The sequence below is a fragment of the Pseudoalteromonas sp. CF6-2 genome, assembly GCF_021729425.1.
GTDB lineage: Bacteria > Pseudomonadota > Gammaproteobacteria > Enterobacterales > Alteromonadaceae > Pseudoalteromonas > Pseudoalteromonas arabiensis.
On sequence record NZ_CP091442.1, the window covers coordinates 37501 to 57180 of the forward strand.

The window sequence follows — 19680 nt, forward strand, 5'->3', positions numbered from 1 at the left end:
AGTACCCGTAGGAACAGAAATCAACCGAGATTCCGGAAGTAGCGGCGAGCGAAACCGGACCAGCCCTTAAGCTTATTTTGTGTTAGTGAAACATTCTGGAAAGTTTGACGATACAGGGTGATAGTCCCGTACACGAAAATGCAATCTAAGTGAAATCGAGTAGGTCGGAGCACGTGAAACTTTGACTGAATATAGGTGGACCATCATCTAAGGCTAAATACTCCCAACTGACCGATAGTGAACCAGTACCGTGAGGGAAAGGCGAAAAGAACCCCTGTGAGGGGAGTGAAATAGAACCTGAAACCGTGTACGTACAAGCAGTAGGAGCATACTTGTTATGTGACTGCGTACCTTTTGTATAATGGGTCAGCGACTTATATTTTGTAGCGAGGTTAACCGATTAGGGTAGCCGTAGTGAAAGCGAGCGTTAACTGCGCGTTGAGTTGCAAGGTATAGACCCGAAACCCGGTGATCTAGCCATGGGCAGGTTGAAGGTTGAGTAACATCAACTGGAGGACCGAACCCACTAACGTTGAAAAGTTAGGGGATGACCTGTGGCTAGGAGTGAAAGGCTAATCAAACCGGGAGATAGCTGGTTCTCCCCGAAATCTATTTAGGTAGAGCCTCGGACGAATACTTACGGGGGTAGAGCACTGTTAAGGCTAGGGGGTCATCCCGACTTACCAACCCTTTGCAAACTCCGAATACCGTAAAGTACTATCCGGGAGACACACGGCGGGTGCTAACGTCCGTCGTGAAGAGGGAAACAACCCAGACCGCCAGCTAAGGTCCCAAAGTCATAGTTAAGTGGGAAACGATGTGGAAAGGCCCAGACAGCCAGGAGGTTGGCTTAGAAGCAGCCATCCTTTAAAGAAAGCGTAATAGCTCACTGGTCGAGTCGGTCTGCGCGGAAGATGTAACGGGGCTAAACTATGCACCGAAGCTGCGGATTCAAACTTTGTTTGAGTGGTAGGGGAGCGTTCTGTAAGCCGTTGAAGGTGTACCGGGAGGTATGCTGGAGGTATCAGAAGTGCGAATGCTGACATGAGTAACGATAATGCGGGTGAAAAACCCGCACGCCGGAAGACCAAGGGTTCCTATCCCATGTTAATCAGGGTAGGGTAAGTCGACCCCTAAGGCGAGGCCGAAAGGCGTAGTCGATGGGAAACGGGTTAATATTCCCGTACTTGGTATAATTGCGATGGGGGGACGGAGCAGGCTAAACAAGCATGGCGTTGGTTGTCCATGTGAAAGTGAGTAGGTTGAGAGTTTAGGAAAATCCGGACTCTTAAGACTGAGACACGAGACGAGCACCCAAGGGTGTGAAGTTGTTGATGCCATACTTCCAGGAAAAGCCTCTAAGCTTCAGATTATACCGAATCGTACCCCAAACCGACACAGGTGGTCAGGTAGAGAATACTAAGGCGCTTGAGAGAACTCGGGTGAAGGAACTAGGCAAAATCGTACCGTAACTTCGGGAGAAGGTACGCTCCTATCTGTGATGAGACTTGCTCTCTAAGCGGACGGGAGCCGCAGTGACCAGGTGGCTGGGACTGTTTATTAAAAACACAGCACTGTGCAAAATCGCAAGATGACGTATACGGTGTGACACCTGCCCGGTGCCGGAAGGTTAATTGATGGGGTTAGTTTTCGGACGAAGCTCTTGATCGAAGCCCCGGTAAACGGCGGCCGTAACTATAACGGTCCTAAGGTAGCGAAATTCCTTGTCGGGTAAGTTCCGACCTGCACGAATGGTGTAACCATGGCCACGCTGTCTCCACCCGAGACTCAGTGAAATTGAAATCGCAGTGAAGATGCTGTGTACCCGCGGCTAGACGGAAAGACCCCGTGAACCTTTACTACAGCTTGGCACTGAACATTGAACCTACATGTGTAGGATAGGTGGGAGGCTTTGAAGCAGAGACGCTAGTCTTTGTGGAGCCGTCCTTGAAATACCACCCTTGTAGTTTTGATGTTCTAACGTTGGTCCCTGATCGGGATTACGGACAGTGCCTGGTGGGTAGTTTGACTGGGGCGGTCTCCTCCCAAAGAGTAACGGAGGAGCACGAAGGTTGGCTAAGTACGGTCGGACATCGTACGGTTAGTGTAATGGTAGAAGCCAGCTTAACTGCGAGACAGACACGTCGAGCAGGTACGAAAGTAGGTCATAGTGATCCGGTGGTTCTGAATGGAAGGGCCATCGCTCAACGGATAAAAGGTACTCCGGGGATAACAGGCTGATACCGCCCAAGAGTTCATATCGACGGCGGTGTTTGGCACCTCGATGTCGGCTCATCACATCCTGGGGCTGAAGTCGGTCCCAAGGGTATGGCTGTTCGCCATTTAAAGTGGTACGCGAGCTGGGTTTAGAACGTCGTGAGACAGTTCGGTCCCTATCTGCCGTGGGCGTTTGAGAATTGAGAGGGGTTGCTCCTAGTACGAGAGGACCGGAGTGAACGAACCGCTGGTGTTCGGGTTGTCATGCCAATGGCACTGCCCGGTAGCTACGTTCGGAACTGATAAGCGCTGAAAGCATCTAAGCGCGAAGCAGGCCTCGAGATGAGTTCTCACTAGACTTTTAAAGTCTCTGAAGGGCCGTTGAAGACTACAACGTTGATAGGCAGGGTGTGGAAGTGGTGTGAGCCATTAAGCTAACCTGTACTAATTACCCGTGAGGCTTAACCATACAACGCCAAACGCGTTTTATGACAGCGTAACAGACAGAAGTTAGTATACTAAAGTAGATTTACGATTATCAGATTTCCGAATTTTAGTTAATTGCTAAGGCGATTAACAAACAGAATACGCTTGGTGACAATAGCGTTTTGGACCCACCTGACCCCATGCCGAACTCAGTAGTGAAACGAAACAGCGCCGATGATAGTGTGGCATTTGCCATGTGAAAGTAGGACATCGCCAGGCTCCTAATTCAGTCGCAAGACTTTAAATTAAAAATAATAAGAAAATTAAACAGAATTTGCTTGGTGACAATAGCGTTTTGGACCCACCTGACCCCATGCCGAACTCAGTAGTGAAACGAAACAGCGCCGATGATAGTGTGGCATTTGCCATGTGAAAGTAGGACATTGCCAGGCTCCTAATTAGAGAAACCCGATTCGAAAGAGTCGGGTTTTTTGTTGCCTGTAGAAAAATAAAACACCCAACCAAGACCCTACTACTTCTATCCTTGTAGGCATAGTGCGGCATTCGCCATGTGAAAGTAGGACACCCTACTGCGTAGCGCACCATGGCTCCTAATTAGAGAAACCCGTTGCAGCAATGCAACGGGTTTTTTCGTATGTGGCGCGATTTTACATCACGCTTTATCCGCGAACAGACACCCCATGGCGCAGGACAAACCTGCTGCTACTTACTATCAAAATGCCAAAGCGTAGGCGTGATTGTATATTTGATTATCACTCACTCTACAACCTAACGAATTTCCACTATATTTACTCTTTGTTGCAATTTTAATCTTGGTTTAGTACCTGAGCTATGTAAAACTATTTGGGATTTTTAAACCTCAATCAGGTGACATGAATGTCTCAAATTAAAGCTTGGAAACTTATAAGCCTGTTTTGTTTGATAAGCTTGCTTATGGGCTGTCAGTCTAAAGAAGAGCAGTTAAAACAAACAATTCAACAATCTATAGAAAAAGCTGAAGTCGAGTTGAGCCAGTTAGGTACTGCGCTTGATAATGGCTCACTTCGCAATGCGACAATACTAAAGCAATACGGAAAGGTTTTAGCTGAGCAACAACCGCAACTGTCTGAGATCGCCCGTGTAATTAGCCTTGATGCGACTCGTGAAGGTGCTATCTACTCAGGCCTTACACAGCGCTTAGCCGACGTAAAGTCTACACACTTAATTCCCCCTTATGAAGATACGCTCCATCAACTTGATTTAATTCGTGATGCAGCAAAACCGTCATTATTTCAAGATGCACTCACTGATCCCATCAATATGCTTGCAGATATGTCGAATGGCACACTTGCTCGCGTTGGGGCAATTAGCGGAGCAGCTGAAGGTGAAAGTGTCGGTAATCAATTAGTGGGTAACCCTAACTATGGTCAATGGCAAACAAATAGTAGCGGCACCAGCTTTTGGGTTTGGTATGGTATGTACCGTATGTTAGGTGATGTATTTGACCGAGTTGAATATGGTCGCTGGAGCCGGCACAGAAAATACAGTTATTACAATGACTACGGTCGTTACCGTTACTCGAGTCCAAAACAGATTAAGGCACAACAAACGGTTGAGACGCGTACTCGTCAGTCTTACCAACGCCAAGGTAAACAATTCACTAGCCCATATGCCACTAAGCGCAGTGGCGCATCAGGGTTAAGCCGTAGCAGTTATACACCGCCACGCACACGTAGTAGCTATGCTTCTAGCAGTAGTTACAGTAAAAGCTCTGGGTCATTACGTAACAGCTCGAGCAGAACATCACGTGGCATCAGCCGCGGTAAGTAGTGAAAAGAATAACCACCGGAGTTACAACACATGTATGAATTTAATGGAATAACAACTTGGTCGTTGCAAGCTATAGCGATCGACTTTGCAATCATTATCGCTTTATTTGTAAGCTTAAAATTTATTAAAGGTTGGGTGTCTAATTTACACGCCAATGATGAAATTACTGAGCGTGATAACTTTGCATTTGGTATTAGCTTTGCCGCAGGTCTTGTGGCACTTGCGATTGTTCTTAGCGGTGTCAGTAGTGGCGCATTTGCCCCAAGCTTACAACAAGAAGCATTGCAAATGTTAGGTTATGGGGTGATGGCGATTGTGCTTATCAAGCTAGGTCATTTCTTCCAAGATAAAGTGGCGCTTCGCAAAGTTAGCTTGCATGATGAAATTGTAAAAGGCAATGCAACGGCTGCACTCATTGATTTTGGCCATGTAGTGAGTGTGGCTATCGTTATTCGTTCAGCCTTATTTTGGGTGGCGACCGAAGGCTGGCATGGTATTCCAATCGTGATCGCGGCCTTTGCAATTGGCAGCATTGCGATGCTACTGATCAGCCAATATCGAGTGCAGTTATTCAAGCGTACTAATCGCAGTGGTGATTGCCTACAACAAGCGGTTATTGACGGCAACTTAGCGGTGGGTATTCGTTATGCTGGCTTTTTAGTAGGTAGTGCACTGGCATTGACCGCTGCTTCGGGTATTGCTCCTTATGCGGCTGACAACATTGTAGCTAGTTTAGGTTACTGGGCATTGAGCGCAGCAGTGAGTTTAGTTGCCTTCATTTTACTGCATTTAGTGACTATTAAAATCATCTTATCTGGTTGTGATATTTCAGATGAAGTAAATCGCCAGAAGAACGTGGGTGTAGCTGCTATCTCTGCAGCGGTTTCATTTGCGGTTGGTTCGACCATGGCAACCTTACTAGGTGCCTAATTAAGTGTCTACTACAACTAGCGCCCCAAGTAGAGCGAATCTGCTTGGGCATGATTTTTTATTAATTACTGTGATGGCCGTACTCGCTGGGTGCGGCCTTATTTATGAGTACCTTCTCTCTCATTACGCAGGCCGAGTGTTAGGTTCAGTTGAGAGCGCTATTTATGCCATGATCGGCACCATGATTGTGGCAATGGGGATAGGTGCATTTTTAGCTCGCTGGTTTAAAGATGCATTTACTGCTTTTGCTTGGCTGGAGAGTCTTATTGCTTTGGTTGGCATGGGCTGTATTTTAGCGATTGCTAGCATTATCGCTGTGAGTTATTCATTGCCGCATATCTTCTCCGAAATTTTTAACCTGCCGGCGGACACAGTACTCAATGGTTATGTATTCGAGAAGCTACAAGAATGGTCACGTTTCTTACCTTATGTGTTTGGTCTATTACTTGGGCTATTAATCGGTATGGAGATCCCGCTGATTGCGCGTATTCGCCAGCAAGTGTATGGCCGCTTTTTAGAAAATAATGCAGGCACCATCTACGGGGCGGATTATATCGGTGCTGGTGTTGGTGCTGCGATTTGGGTGAGCATCATGCTCGCGATGCCAATTATGCAAGCTGCGGCTTGGACGGCATTGTTTAATATTATTGCCGGTCTGGTATTTTTATGGCGCTATCATCAACATGTTCGTTTTGCTAAGCTACTGTTAGTTTGCCATGTCCTGTTGTTGGTGTTTTTTGCATTTGTGCTTGTACTTGGCACTAGCTGGATGAAAAACCTCAGTAATGTTTTATACAAAGATAAAGTCATTTACTCGCAAGCTACTAAGTATCAGCACTTGGTGTTAACCGAGCGTTTGAGCCGTAATCAGCCGAATGCAATTACCGACCTTTATCTCAATGGTCGTTTACAGTTCTCAAGTGTGGATGAACAAATTTATCATTCAATGCTTGTCTATCCTGCAATGCTCGCCTCAAATCGTCACGACCGCGTATTGATCATCGGTGGTGGTGACGGGCTTGCATTGCGTGATGTTTTGAAGTGGCCAGTAAAGCATGTCACCTTGGTTGATTTAGATGGTCAACTGTTAAACTTATTTGGTAATGATGTGGGCGACTATGATGCGCCAGAAAAGATCAGAACACGCTTAACAACCCTTAATAATCACTCTATGAGTGATCCTCGCGCTGAAATACGCACTGCTGATGCCTTTTTAGAAGTCGAAGCTATGCTGGCAAAAGGTGAGCGTTTTGACACTATTTTAATTGATTTACCAGACCCTAATCACCCCGATCTCAACAAGATGTACAGTGACTATTTTTATAATCATGTGCGTCAGTTGCTCGCGTCTGATGGGGCTGTGGCCGTGCAATCAACATCGCCTTATCATGCAAAGAAAGCCTTTTTGAGTATCGCTAAAACAATGAAAGCCGCAGGCTTTGGTTATGTTGAGCAATACCAACAAAATATCCCTTCATTTGGTCAGTGGGGTTGGACAATCGCGACGACGGCCGGTAAATCAGCAAGCCAACGAATTCGTGAAACTAACGAATTACCCGTGCCATCTCGTTGGGTAAGCAAAGAATATTTATTGGCTTCTTTTGTGTTTCCGAATCATTATTTTGAACAAATAAATACGATTGAAGTCAATAGATTAGGTTCTGGGATCTTGTATGATTATTACCGCCAAGCATGGCAAGTTGAAACTGAATTGTATAAAAATTGATATTTTTCAGTTGACATAATATGTCGACTGTGCAAATCTTAACTCAAGACATAATATGTCAAAACGTAAAAGGTGAGACATGGAATTAAATGAACTATCAATCAAATTAGCGTCTTTTGAAACCGAAGGTGTGAGCTTTGAGTCTTTCTTGATTGCCAACCCTGGTGAGCAAGATGTGTTACAAGTTATCGTCGATGGGAATGATGAGTTACCTATCTTTGTTACTCAAACAGAAGAGCAATTACTATGTATTAGCTACCTGTTTGCCGAAAACGAAGTGCAAGCAGATATGCGTAATGAGTTAAACGAAACGTTACTACGTTTAAATGTACCAATTCCATTGAGCGCATTTGCAAAAATTGATGATAAATACGCTATTTTTGGCGCACTATCGGTTAATTCATCGTTTGATGATATTACCCATGAGTTGGTAACACTGGCAGACAATGCGATTGATGCACTTGAAGCCGTGACCATTTATTTAAACGATTAATTAGCAATTTCTGGAGTTAAGATTATGAGTATTTTAAAGAAACTATTTACAGCTGTGCGTGGTGGCGCTCGTGAAGCAGGGCAAGCAATTGTTGATGCAAACGGTATCCGTATTTTTGAACAAGAAATTGCTGATGCACAAAATGCCCTACAACGCGCTAAGAAAAGCCTGACTGAAGTAATGGCAAAAGAGATGCAAACAAAGCGTAAAATTAGCGCATTAGACGCATCAATTGCAGAGCACGAAGCGTATGCAGGTCAAGCACTTGAAAAAGGTAACGAAGCGTTAGCATTAGAAATCGCGGAAAAAATTGGTGATTTTGAAGCTGAGAAAGCTGAAAACGAAGAAGTGTTAGCTGGCTTTAGTAACCACATCGTGCAACTAAAGCAACAAGTTAAAGATGCGGAAAAGTCGATTAAAGAAAATCAGCGCCAATTAACAATGGTTAAAACGACTGAAAGCGTGCAACAGGCAACGATGGCTGTAAACAGCACACTTAATACAAATAGTTCATCAATGACATCTGCACGTGAGTCATTAGAGCGTATTAAGCAGCGTCAACAAGACCGTCAAGACCAGTTAGGTGCGGCTAAGCAATTAGAAGCAGATACTAACGGCGATGATTTAAAAGCGAAAATGGCTGAAGCGGGCATTGGTGATACCAACCCTAAAAGCGCAGATATTTTGGCGCGTATTAAAGCAAAACAAAATAGCTAATCAGTTAACGGAAAGACAAAAGGTAACCCATGCACTGGGTTACCTTTTTTGCTTCAACAAGGAGTCAGCCAATGTTTAACTTTTTCAAATCTAAAAAAACACCGGAGCGTCAACTCACTGAGCCTAGCCAATTGCAAGTTGGTGATATGTTAAGCGTCATAGATTCATTTGCTTATCCGAGCTGGCTAAAGGGGCAAACATTACGTGTTGTTGATGTACAAACTTATCAATATCAACGTAGTGCAGAATACGAGTTGGTACTTGAAAGCGAGTCAGGCCAAGTGGTGTTTTTGCAAATTGAGTCTGATGATGGTGAGCAATGGGCAAACTTTGCGATTAAAATTCAACGCGATGATGTTGATGAGATTTTTACTCTTGATGAGTTCGCTCGTATTTTTGATGAAGACGAATTAACGGCAATTAATGTGCAAAATAGCCCAGAGCGTTTTAGTCACTTTTTAGCATCAAGCTACAAACAAACAGAAGCACCTTATGTATGTTATTTCCATAATAAGGACTACCGCAATAAGCCTTTACCTCGTTATGAAGACGAAGGCGGAGAGCCGTGTGAAATGATCTGTTTAAGCTCAGACGATGAATCACATGGTTTAAATATTGAGGTTTGGGAAGGGGGTGAAACAGAAGTATCACTGACGTTAACCAGACCCATAAGTGATATTGTTGATTTATTTCCTGGGGATGCCAAGTGAGTGATGCAAAAGCCAAGTGGCAGCGTCAGGAGCAAGCAGTTAGAGCCACGCAAATGGCGTTTGATTTAAGCTCTGAAGTGCAAAAATCAATAAAAAAACAAGCCATTGACCAAGAGCTTACCCCATCAGATATGATCCGTAAGATTTTGGAACTGGATGTTAAATCGAAAAAAACTAGACAGCGTTTATCGTTTAACTTAAATGATGAAGAGATTGCCTTATTAGCAGAGCGGTTTGGAGTTGCTGCTGATGATAAGCGCGCAGTGAAACAACAAGTTGCTGAGTTACTGATTGCACACAGTAAAAAAAGCTAAGGTTTTGCCTTTACTTCTTTAAGCCCTTACACTGAGAAAAGATGTTTTAACGAAGTGGCATAACTGTGGATATTATTTTACTTGCTTATTTAGTTATTTTTGCATTATTTGGCACCGCGGCAAGTTACTTTGTACGTTACATTTACGCTTACTGGGTGCATAACACGATGCACATAAAATACATTTATAAGGCCGGTATTTGCATCATCAGTGTGGTGATAATATCCGGCCTTATTGCATTATTTACTTAATCTCGATGGCTTGGCAGTGCTGTGAAATACACAGCGACTGTACAGGCAATACAGGCGAGCAATCATTCACAGTTAAAGACTGTTCAGCGTCTTTTTCTGCCATTGTAATTCGTTCGGCAAGTTGCTCAGCCTGTTCTTGCGCTGTGTTTAAGGTTGAATAAACAACGTAGCGGCTTGGCCCTCCACATGCTCGCTCTCCAACTTCTAATACCTTGCACTGGAAAGTTGCTGTACAGCTATTGTTGCTCGCTAACTCGTTCAATTGTTCATTTAAATCGCTTAAATCAACCTTACTAGAATTGCTTGATGTTGTTGTTTCACAACCTGTTAATGCTATTACCGCAAATATACCAGTAGTAATGAAAAGTTTTTTTAACGTTGAACGAACCATTATTGCTTATCCCTTAGTACACACTTTGCGCAGAGCCATCGATTTTAACACAAGTGTTATTAGAACACTGCGTACTGGGCGTGGTTAAATGCTGACAAATACTCATCATGTCGTTCACGGCGTTAAATCGTTTTTCAAGGGCTGTGATGTCTTTTGCAAGTTTTTCAACTTCCGCTGTGTCAGCTGTTTTGGTCGAATAAACAATAAAGCTACTAGGGCCACCACAGGCTCGGCTACCAACAGGTAATACTTTACATTGGCTGCTGTTATCACAGCGAGGGTCATCAATAAGTTGATTTAGTTGTTCATGTGTAGACTTAATCGTGGCTTGGTCTGGCGCAATTTTGTTAACATCAACAGCTGATTTTTTTACTTCAACGGTTTTTTGAGTATCAATAACTTTATTGCGATTGCTTGTAGTTTCGGCTTGCTCATTAATGACTGCATCCGAGCAGGCAGTGAGTAAAACAGGAAATAAAATAGCCAATAGAGGATAGCGCATAACATACCTAAAAATCGTTGAATAAGTACTCACTATCATACACATTGCTCAAAGTGGGGCAATAAAAACGTTAGCTTTCAGTAAGTAGCTCTGTATTTACAGAGCTACAGTAAGATGAAAGTTTTATACCGCTCCACAATAAGTAGTTATTACAAACCACCTTGGGTTAGTTTGGCAGGGTTAAGTAACTCGCTCAGTTCTTCGCGCGAAATATCAGTATGCTCTGCAGCAACATCAATAATTGGACGGCCCTCTTGGTAAGCTAATTTGGCAATTTTTGCTGCTTTGCTATAGCCGATCACCGGATTGAGCGCGGTAACCAGAATAGGGTTTTTTGCGAGAGCTTTATCAACATTGCTTTGGTTTACTGTAAAGCTGGCAATCGCTTTGTCTGCAAGAGCTTCACTGCTATTGGCAAGCAGTTCGATACTTTGCAGAATATTTAAGGCAATCACAGGTAGCATCACATTGAGCTCAAAGTTACCCGCTTGGCCAGCTACCGTTATGGTGGCATCATTACCAATTACTTGTGCGCTGACCATAGCCGCAGCTTCTGGGATCACAGGGTTTACTTTACCTGGCATAATTGAAGAACCTGGCTGTAAGGCTTCAAGCTCAATTTCACCCAGACCTGCAAGTGGGCCTGAGTTCATCCAGCGTAAGTCATTGGCTATTTTCATTTGTGCTACTGCTAAGACCTTGAGCTGGCCTGATAACGCAACGATGGCGTCTTGTGAACCAATGTTATAAAAAAAGTTTTTGCTAGGGCTAAAGCGAATTCCTACATTCTCACTTAAATGCTGACAAAATTCACTGGCAAAGGCTGGGTCGGCATTAATGCCGGTACCAACGGCTGTACCACCTTGCGCAAGTTCACAAACTCGTTCGAGTGCTTGGCGAATGCCAGCCATTGCATGATCCACTTGTAGCTGCCATGCAGCGAGTGTTTGGGCAAAACTCACAGGCATAGCATCCATTAAGTGTGTGCGGCCGGTTTTCACAATATGGCCCACTTCGGCTTGTTTATTTTGTAGGCTTTGACTGAGCTTATCGAGTTTAGGAAACAGTTCATAAATGATATTAATGGCGCTACTTACTGCAATAGCCGTAGGGATCACATCATTTGAGCTTTGTCCCATATTCACATCGTCATTAGGATGAATAGTTTCGTCTGCTAATTTACTGGCTAGGGTGGCAATTACTTCATTGGCATTCATATTCGAGCTGGTACCAGAACCGGTTTGGAATACATCAACAGGAAATTCTGAAAAATGTTTACCGTCGATAATCGCTTGGCATGCTTGCTCAATGGCTTTAGCTTTGCTTTGGCTTAAATGGCCTAATGCTGCATTACTTTGCGCAGCAGCTTGTTTTATATAAGCGAGAGCGGTGATAAATTGCTTAGGCATGGCTAAGCCACTAATTTGAAAATTGTTGATAGCGCGTTGCGTTTGAGCTTGATACAAGGCATTGGCAGGGACTTGTAACTCACCCATGCTATCTGATTCGGTTCTAAATTGGCTCATAAACACTCCTAAATCGGGTTAAATTCTTGGCTGAGAAGGCACGCTTCTCGCTCCAAACTGAAATACTTTTCAATACAGTTATGAGTTTTGTAGTAACGCTTTAGTGCAAGTTGCGGCTTGTAAAGTTGAGCTAAACATTGTTTACGAATTGCATTATGTATTAATGAATCACATATTTTTTCAAGTAGCTCATGAAAAGTACGCCTTAAATAAAGCTCTTGTAAAATAAAATTGTGGTGCTTTTCGTAATAGCGTGCAACGTTTAAGCCCGATTCAACATAGTTAGCAACAAGTGCTGGGGCGTGTAACCCAGGTCTTTGGCAAACACATTTCATTTGCCATTGATAATGGAGCATAGCATTGTGAGAGCGCATAGAAAAACCGATTAGCTGTAATGATAATTGTTATCATTACAGCTAATCGGTTTTAGTGCAAGTTTTATGTAGAGTTATAAAGCTTGAAGTGATTAACTGTTTTGGTTTAATTGTAGCCAAGAATAAAAATCTGGTCTGTTTCATGTTTTTTCGGCGCCTGTACATTTTCTTTATTACATTGAGAAAGAAGGTCGATTACAGTTGCTCTGTCATCACAATTTGTTAAGGCGGCTTTTTCGCTTTCTGCTCGCTCACTGGCGGCAAGTGCTGCATCCACAGCGGTGTAGGGTGAAATATACATAATGTATCTCCAGTTGGTTAATTCATAGAATAAGTAGCATAAGCTGTACCAGTCTTAATAAAAGTACTTAACCCAATGAAAGTATTGAATTTATAATTTTAAGCTATAAATTACCCGCGACTTTACGGGTTATTTTTGCTTTACTGTTGTGCACTGATTACCAAACATGGTGCACTAATTTGTATGGATAAACCCTTCTCTCAAGCCTGTGAAAACAACAAATTACCTATTTTAAACGTATTAGGAGCGTTCTTCTCGGATGTGACGGATGTATTAGAGGTCGGCTCTGGTACTGGGCAACATAGTGTGCATTTTGCAACGCATTTAGCACATTTACAGTGGCATTGTAGTGATCGCGAGATTAATCACCCTGGGATTTTACAGTGGCATCAGGAAGCTGCGCTGACAAACTTGCATGCGCCATTAACACTCGACCTCAATGATCCTTGGCCTGTTGAAACAGTGAATGCTATTTTTACGGCGAATACCATGCACATTATAAGCTGGCCACTGGTGGAGCGTTTTTTCCAAGGTGTAGCGAAGCATTTAGCGCCTAAAGGTAAATTATGTATTTATGGACCATTTAAGTACCAAGGTAAGTATACCAGTGCCAGTAATGCTGAGTTTGATGCTTTTTTAAAACAGCAAGATGCAAATAGTGCAATTCGTGATTTTGAAGCGATTTGCCAACTTGCAGAGCAAGCTGGCTTAACCCTTGTTGAAGATGTGCAAATGCCAGCGAATAACCAATTATTGCTGTTTAAAAGGCAGTAAGCTTTCGCATTGGGCTTTATAGAGCGCCATATGTTGGCGCTCTCTAATAATAAAATCACTAATGGCTGCTGCAAAATCACCCTGCTGAATATGATGCAGTGAATAAGTATTTACGGGCTTAAAACCGCGACTTATTTTATGCTCACCTTGCGCGCCAGAATGAAACTGTTTAAGTTTGTTGGTAATGCAGTACTCAATGCCTTGGTAATAGCAAAGCTCAAAGTGCAAACTATCGAGCTCATAATTTGTTCCCCAGTATCGACCATATAAGCAGTTCTGATCTTTAAAACTGAGTGTGGCAGCAATCACCTCTCCTTGATACTTAGCGAACATTAACACCAGTTTGTCGGCCATGTTTTGCTGTAACAACTCGAAAAAGGCGCTGTTCAAATAACCATTGTGGCCTGAGCGTTTTAAATAGGTTTGGCGGTAAAAATGACTAAATTGCTGCATGTGCTGTTTGCTGATGTCAGCACCTTCAAGCCACTCTACGGCTATCTGCTGTTCAGTTATTTTAGCGCGTTCTTTTTTGAGCGACTTACGCTTTCTTGCGGTGAGTGAAGCTAAAAAGTCCTCAAAGCAATTATAGCCTTCATTAAACCACTGAAACTGCACGCCATGACGTTGCATTACTGTGTCGCTAGTCAAAGCATTAGCTTGCTGTTGATGGCAAAAATTTATATGCCACCCAGACCAGCCTAACTGCGTTGTTGTTGCTGTGAGTACACCATCAATGTAGGCATAGATATCAGCGGGGTTATCGTGATTTATACCAATTCTTTGTCCTGCAATTGGGGTAAATGGCACGCCACACAGCCATTTAGGGTAGTAATCTAGGCCATGTTGTTGATAGGCTTCAGCCCAAGCCCAGTCAAATACATACTCACCATAAGAGTGATATTTTAGATACCCTGGTAGTAAAGCAACGACTTGATCATGCTGGTAAATTGCCAAGTACATGGGTTGCCAGCCGGACTCTTCGCTAACACAGCCACTTTGCTCTAGGGCAGCTAGAAATGTGTGATCAGTAAAGGGCGTATCATCAAAAAATGATTGCCAAAGAGCGGCATCAATCTCGCTTATTTGATTAAACCAGCGGTGGTTAAATTCACTCATCGCGCAGCCGATTCAATATCGTTGATAAAGTCGTTGATATGCATAGCGAGCTTATCGAAATAAGGGTTAAATGTGAGCCGTGCAAAGGGTTTATGTTTTGCTAAATTGGCCTCTGTGCGCTCTCCGAAAACAATATTTTCCTGATACTTACAGGCTTTATACAAGGTGTCATTATCTAAATAGCTACCACAATTACGATAATAGGCGTGCTGACCGTAATAAGGGTTACTAGGTTTATTAACGATGCCTATATGTGACATACCTTGTATCTTTTTACAGGTCTCGTTGTCGCAGTCATCACGGATAATTTCGTAATCAGTCGGAAAGTTAGTTGGAATATTGCTATCGTCGCCATAATAAATAAGGCGATCTAATTTATTCTTTATGCGCTTTTTAGGATCATGTAAAGCGGCCAGAAGTTTAAAAGTAACTTGGTTATCAATAGTGGTATCAATGTCACTAAAGGTACTGAATAACGCGATATTTGGTAATTGACGTGGTGCAAGTTCATCAATATTGATGCGACTCATGGCTTGATGACTTGCTGTTGCTGCACTAAATGGGAATGACTCATATTTTGCGAAGTCGAGATCAGCATCTTTATCAATCCAGTTAACAAAAGGTATAGCGTCAATCCATTTGGCTAGCCAACCATTTTTATTATGGGGTTCTGTGGCTGGTGAAAATAGCATAGCGGCTAAAATTTTGTCATTGGTAGGGCCTTGCGTTAAATAATCAATCACCAGTGCCGCCCCTGTTGAATAACCTCCTAGTATGACCTGATCAAAATCTTTCAATGTGCGCTCAATAGCGTAGATGCTTGCTGTTCGCCAGTCATCGGCATCAATGTCCTTCAGAGCTGCGGGAGCGGTACCATGACCAGGTAGTAAAATTGTGCGTACCGTATAACCTTGCTGGTAATAGACCTGTGCAAGATCGTGATAGGTAAAGGGTGAATCGGTTAAACCATGAATTAATAGTACCGCCTTGCGGCTATCGTCATGTTTTAGTTCAAACGGGCTTATTAAGTCGGCAATAGTGGCGTTTTCAGGTCGCGATCCTTGTGCAACCAGTTGTAGATACGTGTCGGTATAAACAGGACATGGCAAGTTTGCGCGGGGGTTTTCGCTGCTGATTTGTAAATAAGCAGCGGTTAAATAGTCACTAAATGCCTGCTCGGTATTAAAGCTAAAAGTACTTTGTGTTCGAGGTAGCGGTTCTCTATATAACCCTTCGCGCTTACTTTTCATCATCAGTGCTTGGTCTTCAAGCTGAGTAAGGCAGGTTTGTTGCTGCGCCATTAATGAGCTGCTAAATAGTCCACTGATGGCCAAAGAGATAGCAACTAAGTTGATGAATTTCATATTTTAAGCGTCCTTTTAAAGCCTTTTTTTAGCTTATCGAGTTATGTTTTATTTGCAAGCAAGCTGCGTCAAGCGAGCGGTAAATGGCGTTTGGTAAATGCTTGCTTTAATACCACCGTCGATTCGATATTAGCGATGCAGTTAATACTGCCTAATTTATGTTTCACAAAGCTTTCATAGCTTTCTAAATCAGCAGCAATAATCTTGAGTAGATAATCATAACTACCAGAAATAACAGAGCACTCAAGCACATGTTCAAGCTTCTCAACTTGTTGTTCAAATTGCTCAGCAGCGGCAACTGAGTTTTGGTTTAAGCGAACAAAGGCATACACAGAGACATTTAAATCAACCGCTTTAGGATTGATGGCAGCATGGTAACCACTGATCACATTTGCTGATTCAAGTTTTTTAATGCGGCGTAGGCAAGGGGTATCTGACAGGCTAACCGAGTGTGCCAGCTCTGAGATAGAAGTTCTTGCATTATCTTGTAGCGCATTAAGTAATTGTTGGTCTTTTTTGTCTAATTTCATTTTAATTTGAGTGATTTTCACTAATCTAGATGGATTCTAGTCTATATTTTGGCGATTAGCACTCATTGAACTCTGTTAACATTATCGCAATATAATTATTTTGGAGTGAGCCTGTGACTGAGAACACCAAGGCATTTGATAGCTGGCTTCGCACCCGTTTTGTTGAGCTCAATAGCGAACTAGAAAAACTATATTGGCAGCAAGACGATAAAGCGAATGTAGAGGGTGTCGGTGAGCACTTTAAACGTCAATTAGAGCAAGAAGGTAATGAGCATATCCGCACCTTACTAGCAGAGGGCAATACCGATGAAGGGTTTGACAACGCCTTTGATTTGTTGGGTAATGTTGGTCTGTATATGGCGGCATGCCGTCGACATGAGATCACTGAGCCTTCTCGTGAAACAAGCTCACCCCTTGTAGAAGCCTCTGCGCTGGCAATGCATATTGGTGCATCTATTGGTGTTACCCCACGTTTTGCAACGGCGCATTTAACCACGCACAATAAAGCGGTTGATGGTGTGTATAAGCGCTTTACTGACCTTGAAGATGAGAAAATCTTTATTGATTACAATACCAAGGGTATTTTAGCGTATAAGCGTGCGGCCGATGCTTTATTAAAAATTCAGCCGTTAGGTATATCGCACCCTATCGCGGCTGACTTACTGGCAGTAGCAAAGCAAGCGCTACTTGATGTGATTGAGTCAAATAATACGCTATACAACAAGCTCGACACAGACCGCTTTTTTTATTGTGTACGCCCATATTACAAGCCGTATCGAGTAGGTAAAGAGGTATATCGAGGTGCGAATGCCGGTGATTTTGCGGGCATTAATGTCATCGATTTATTACTTGGCCTTTGTTTTGCCAATGAACCGAGCTACTCGCAAATGTTGGTGGATAAATTCTTGTATATGATGCCTGAAGATCAGCAAATTTTGCGTGAAAGCATGCGCATGACAAGCATTATGGATGACTTTTTAGCGGCAGAAGCTGAGCGCGATAGCGAATGGTTACAAACTAACTTAAAGCTGTTTATTCAAGTGTGTAAATTGCATGGTGATACTGCAATTGGCCACCATAATCAATTGGTTAGTAAATACATTGCGCAGCCTTCAGAGCAAATGCAGCAACAACATATGGATAAAGTCACAGCCAGTGGGCCGCCTTTGCATGTGCTACTTAACTCACTTGAGCAGTTAAGGGATCGTCGTGCGGCAGCAAAGCGTGATGATATTCGCACTCGGTTTGATGATTTAACTAAGTTAAAACAGTGGATTAAGTAATGAACAAAGACGATTTTGTAATTCCACAAGGCAGCTATTTGCTTAACCACTCTGTTGGGCGACCATTGAAATCTGCTGAGCAGTATTTTCATCAGCAGTTTTTTGCAGCTTGGCAAAATGAAAATAAAGAACCATGGCAACAGTGGCTACAAGGTATTGAGGCGTTTACAAATAGTCTCGCTAAATTATTTAACTCACAAAGAGAGTTGTTTTGCCCCCAAGTGAACTTATCGAGCGGTTTAACCAAGCTCTTGATGTCGCACCCGCGACTTCAGCAAGAAAATTGCAAAGTGTTGATGGCCGAAAGTGACTTTCCAAGTATGGGTTTTGCAATGCAAAAAGCCCTACCTGAAAGTGCTGAAATTGTGTTTATTGGTAAACATGAAGATTTAACCGATGCGCAGGTTTGGCAGTCATATTTAGCGAATAATGAGATTGATTTAGTCTTTATTAGCCATGTTTATTCAAACACGGGCCAACAAGCGCCTATTCACGAAATTATAAATATCGCGAAGCAACACAGCACATTGAGTTTACTTGATATTGCGCAATCTGCGGGGATTTTAGAAGTCGACTTAACTAAGCTTGATGCCGATTTTATGTTGGGCTCGAGTGTAAAATGGCTATGTGGTGGGCCTGGTGCTGCTTATTTGTGGGTTAACAGTAAGCAGCTTTCACTTTGTCAGCCACAAGATGTTGGCTGGTTTTCTCATCAAAATCCGTTTGAATTTGATATTAAGCACTTTGCTTATCATCAAACCGCGTTGCGCTTTTGGGGTGGTACACCTTCAGTGGCGCCTTATATTTTGGCTTCGCATAGTATTAATTACTTTGCAGAGCTTGGTATTGAAAAAGTACGCGCACATAACTTAGCAATGCTCGCACAGTTTCATGATCAATTAGCTGATTATATGCGTTCACCAATACAGGCTGACAAATGCTCTGGAACGGCTATTATGCATTTTGGCGAGCAACAAGCGGCTGTTAAAGCTGCGCTTATTGCAGCGAATATTGCGGTTGATGAGCGTCATTTAGGCTTAAGGGTCTCTGCTCATATTTACAATGATCAGCAGGATATCGATACTTTTATCACGACTGTGAAAAGCGCTTTAAGTTGAGGGCTTGTCTGGCCTTTGCTTTGACTGAACGCCAATGGGTCATTGGTTTTTCGGGGACCAGCGCTAAAATTTGCTCAAAGTCGATGTCATCAATACTGACTTCGTTACTGTGAGCAAACATAATTCGTTTGGGTTGCAGCGTTTTAAGCATCAGCAAAGAGTTTAAATACAGCTTTGGGTAAAAAACAGGAAAGGGGGGCACGAGCTGTCCTTTTACTTTTACCAATAAATCAGCAATATAAATTCGCTCACTAGGAATATGGTACAGACTAATATCTCGGTCGGTATGACCTGGGCTATGTAGTGCTTGCCAATCCTCAAAGCCGGGTAGGGTTGCATCTGCCCCAAGGTAATAATCAGCATCTAGATGGCGGCTGTACCAAAGGTTGTGACGTTTTTTATTTAACCTACCAGCGACCCACCAAGCCAAAGCGATATCGGTTAAGTGCATTAAGAAACCATCAATGCCTCTATACCATTGTCCTGGGGCATTTGACGTGGCTATTTTAGCACCGCTTAACTTTCTTAATGCATGTGCTCCACCGGCATGATCTGGGTGCATATGGGTCACCACAACAAGCTTTAAGTCAGTGACAGGGCGCTTGAGTTGCTCGGTAATATAGTCAAAAACAGTATTCACATCAGCACGGCAACATCCATCAAGCAGCATTAATTTATCTTGATATTCAATTAAATAGATATTTTGAATATAACCCTCGAGCGTATGAATTTGCAAAACGATTGATCCCTAAACTTAATCAGCAAATCAGTTATATCATGTCTGACC

20 protein-coding genes and 3 rRNA genes (1 of these 23 only partly in view) are annotated in these 19680 nt (G+C 43.0%); 14 read left to right on the forward strand and 9 right to left on the reverse strand.

Features of this window, described 5'->3' with window-relative positions; all coding sequences use genetic code 11:
- The 11 genes from L3Q70_RS00195 to L3Q70_RS00245 form a co-directional block, all read left to right on the forward strand.
- Positions 1 to 2686, forward strand: a 23S ribosomal RNA gene (locus L3Q70_RS00195) (it extends 199 nt beyond the left edge of the window).
- A 121-nt stretch (positions 2687 to 2807) separates the two neighbouring features.
- A 5S ribosomal RNA gene (gene rrf / locus L3Q70_RS00200) occupies positions 2808 to 2922 on the forward strand.
- Between the two features lie 58 nt (positions 2923 to 2980).
- Positions 2981 to 3095, forward strand: a 5S ribosomal RNA gene (gene rrf, locus L3Q70_RS00205).
- 445 nt (positions 3096 to 3540) lie between these two features.
- Positions 3541 to 4473: a CHAD domain-containing protein gene (locus tag L3Q70_RS00210; protein WP_193988082.1), complete on the forward strand. Its 933-nt coding sequence runs from the start codon at positions 3541 to 3543 to the stop codon at positions 4471 to 4473.
- Between the two features lie 30 nt (positions 4474 to 4503).
- Positions 4504 to 5403 (forward strand): DUF350 domain-containing protein, encoded by a 900-nt coding sequence (locus L3Q70_RS00215; protein ID WP_237114659.1) that lies wholly within the window; start codon positions 4504 to 4506, stop codon positions 5401 to 5403.
- Positions 5404 to 5407: 4 nt separating this feature from the next.
- A complete protein-coding gene (locus L3Q70_RS00220) occupies positions 5408 to 7129 on the forward strand; it encodes a polyamine aminopropyltransferase (RefSeq protein ID WP_237114660.1) in 1722 nt (573 codons plus the stop codon).
- 79 nt (positions 7130 to 7208) lie between these two features.
- Positions 7209 to 7622 carry a DUF2170 family protein gene (locus L3Q70_RS00225; RefSeq protein ID WP_062569423.1) on the forward strand — a complete coding sequence of 138 codons (414 nt, stop codon included), beginning with the start codon at positions 7209 to 7211 and terminating at the stop codon, positions 7620 to 7622.
- 24 nt (positions 7623 to 7646) lie between these two features.
- The gene (locus L3Q70_RS00230; RefSeq protein WP_062569424.1) at positions 7647 to 8339 is read left to right on the forward strand and encodes a PspA/IM30 family protein; all 693 of its coding nucleotides are present in this window, start codon (positions 7647 to 7649) and stop codon (positions 8337 to 8339) included.
- Between the two features lie 71 nt (positions 8340 to 8410).
- On the forward strand, positions 8411 to 9049 hold the full coding sequence (locus tag L3Q70_RS00235; protein ID WP_062569425.1) for a hypothetical protein: 639 nt from the start codon (positions 8411 to 8413) through the stop codon (positions 9047 to 9049).
- Positions 9046 to 9363, forward strand: a complete 318-nt coding sequence (locus L3Q70_RS00240; RefSeq protein ID WP_062569426.1) for a hypothetical protein — start codon at positions 9046 to 9048, stop codon at positions 9361 to 9363. Before L3Q70_RS00235 ends, L3Q70_RS00240 begins: the two co-directional genes overlap by 4 nt.
- Positions 9364 to 9428: 65 nt before the next feature.
- Positions 9429 to 9614 (forward strand): hypothetical protein, encoded by a 186-nt coding sequence (locus L3Q70_RS00245; RefSeq protein WP_062569427.1) that lies wholly within the window; start codon positions 9429 to 9431, stop codon positions 9612 to 9614.
- Here L3Q70_RS00245 and L3Q70_RS00250 read toward each other — a convergent pair.
- The 5 genes from L3Q70_RS00250 to L3Q70_RS00270 form a co-directional block, all read right to left on the reverse strand.
- Positions 9607 to 10005 (reverse strand): hypothetical protein, encoded by a 399-nt coding sequence (locus L3Q70_RS00250; RefSeq protein ID WP_062569428.1) that lies wholly within the window; start codon positions 10003 to 10005, stop codon positions 9607 to 9609. The two genes, L3Q70_RS00245 and L3Q70_RS00250, sit on opposite strands and share 8 nt — an antisense overlap.
- 13 nt (positions 10006 to 10018) lie before the next feature.
- Positions 10019 to 10507, reverse strand: a complete 489-nt coding sequence (locus tag L3Q70_RS00255; RefSeq protein WP_062569429.1) for a hypothetical protein — start codon at positions 10505 to 10507, stop codon at positions 10019 to 10021.
- Positions 10508 to 10656: 149 nt separating this feature from the next.
- Positions 10657 to 12033: a class II fumarate hydratase gene (locus tag L3Q70_RS00260; RefSeq protein ID WP_062569430.1), complete on the reverse strand. Its 1377-nt coding sequence runs from the start codon at positions 12031 to 12033 to the stop codon at positions 10657 to 10659.
- 8 nt (positions 12034 to 12041) lie between these two features.
- Entirely contained in the window at positions 12042 to 12407 is a 366-nt protein-coding gene (locus L3Q70_RS00265; RefSeq protein WP_228074372.1) for a hypothetical protein, read from the reverse strand.
- A gap of 106 nt (positions 12408 to 12513) precedes the next feature.
- On the reverse strand, positions 12514 to 12708 hold the full coding sequence (locus L3Q70_RS00270) for a hypothetical protein (RefSeq protein WP_193988083.1): 195 nt from the start codon (positions 12706 to 12708) through the stop codon (positions 12514 to 12516).
- A 183-nt stretch (positions 12709 to 12891) separates the two neighbouring features.
- On the opposite strand from L3Q70_RS00270, the gene L3Q70_RS00275 reads away from it, so the two are divergent.
- The gene (locus tag L3Q70_RS00275) at positions 12892 to 13482 is read left to right on the forward strand and encodes a DUF938 domain-containing protein (protein ID WP_193988084.1); all 591 of its coding nucleotides are present in this window, start codon (positions 12892 to 12894) and stop codon (positions 13480 to 13482) included.
- Here the strand turns inward: L3Q70_RS00275 and L3Q70_RS00280 are convergent.
- From L3Q70_RS00280 to L3Q70_RS00290, 3 genes are all read right to left on the reverse strand, one after another.
- Positions 13459 to 14598, reverse strand: a complete 1140-nt coding sequence (locus tag L3Q70_RS00280; RefSeq protein WP_193988085.1) for a GNAT family N-acetyltransferase — start codon at positions 14596 to 14598, stop codon at positions 13459 to 13461. The two genes, L3Q70_RS00275 and L3Q70_RS00280, sit on opposite strands and share 24 nt — an antisense overlap.
- A complete protein-coding gene (locus L3Q70_RS00285; protein WP_193988086.1) occupies positions 14595 to 15962 on the reverse strand; it encodes an alpha/beta fold hydrolase in 1368 nt (455 codons plus the stop codon). Before L3Q70_RS00285 ends, L3Q70_RS00280 begins: the two co-directional genes overlap by 4 nt.
- A gap of 68 nt (positions 15963 to 16030) precedes the next feature.
- On the reverse strand, positions 16031 to 16492 hold the full coding sequence (locus L3Q70_RS00290) for an Lrp/AsnC family transcriptional regulator (RefSeq protein WP_237114661.1): 462 nt from the start codon (positions 16490 to 16492) through the stop codon (positions 16031 to 16033).
- A gap of 113 nt (positions 16493 to 16605) precedes the next feature.
- Here L3Q70_RS00290 and L3Q70_RS00295 point away from each other — a divergent pair, with 113 nt between their 5' ends.
- Positions 16606 to 17775 (forward strand): monodechloroaminopyrrolnitrin synthase PrnB family protein, encoded by a 1170-nt coding sequence (locus L3Q70_RS00295; RefSeq protein WP_193988087.1) that lies wholly within the window; start codon positions 16606 to 16608, stop codon positions 17773 to 17775.
- Positions 17775 to 18893, forward strand: coding sequence for an aminotransferase class V-fold PLP-dependent enzyme (locus L3Q70_RS00300; protein ID WP_193988088.1), 1119 nt, complete (start codon positions 17775 to 17777; stop codon positions 18891 to 18893). The genes L3Q70_RS00295 and L3Q70_RS00300 overlap by 1 nt, the downstream gene beginning before the upstream one ends.
- On the opposite strand, the gene L3Q70_RS00305 is transcribed toward L3Q70_RS00300, so the two are convergent.
- Complete coding sequence (locus L3Q70_RS00305; protein ID WP_062569438.1) at positions 18865 to 19629, reverse strand: MBL fold metallo-hydrolase; 765 nt, start codon at positions 19627 to 19629, stop codon at positions 18865 to 18867. The two genes, L3Q70_RS00300 and L3Q70_RS00305, sit on opposite strands and share 29 nt — an antisense overlap.
- Between the last annotated feature and the right edge of the window lie 51 nt (positions 19630 to 19680).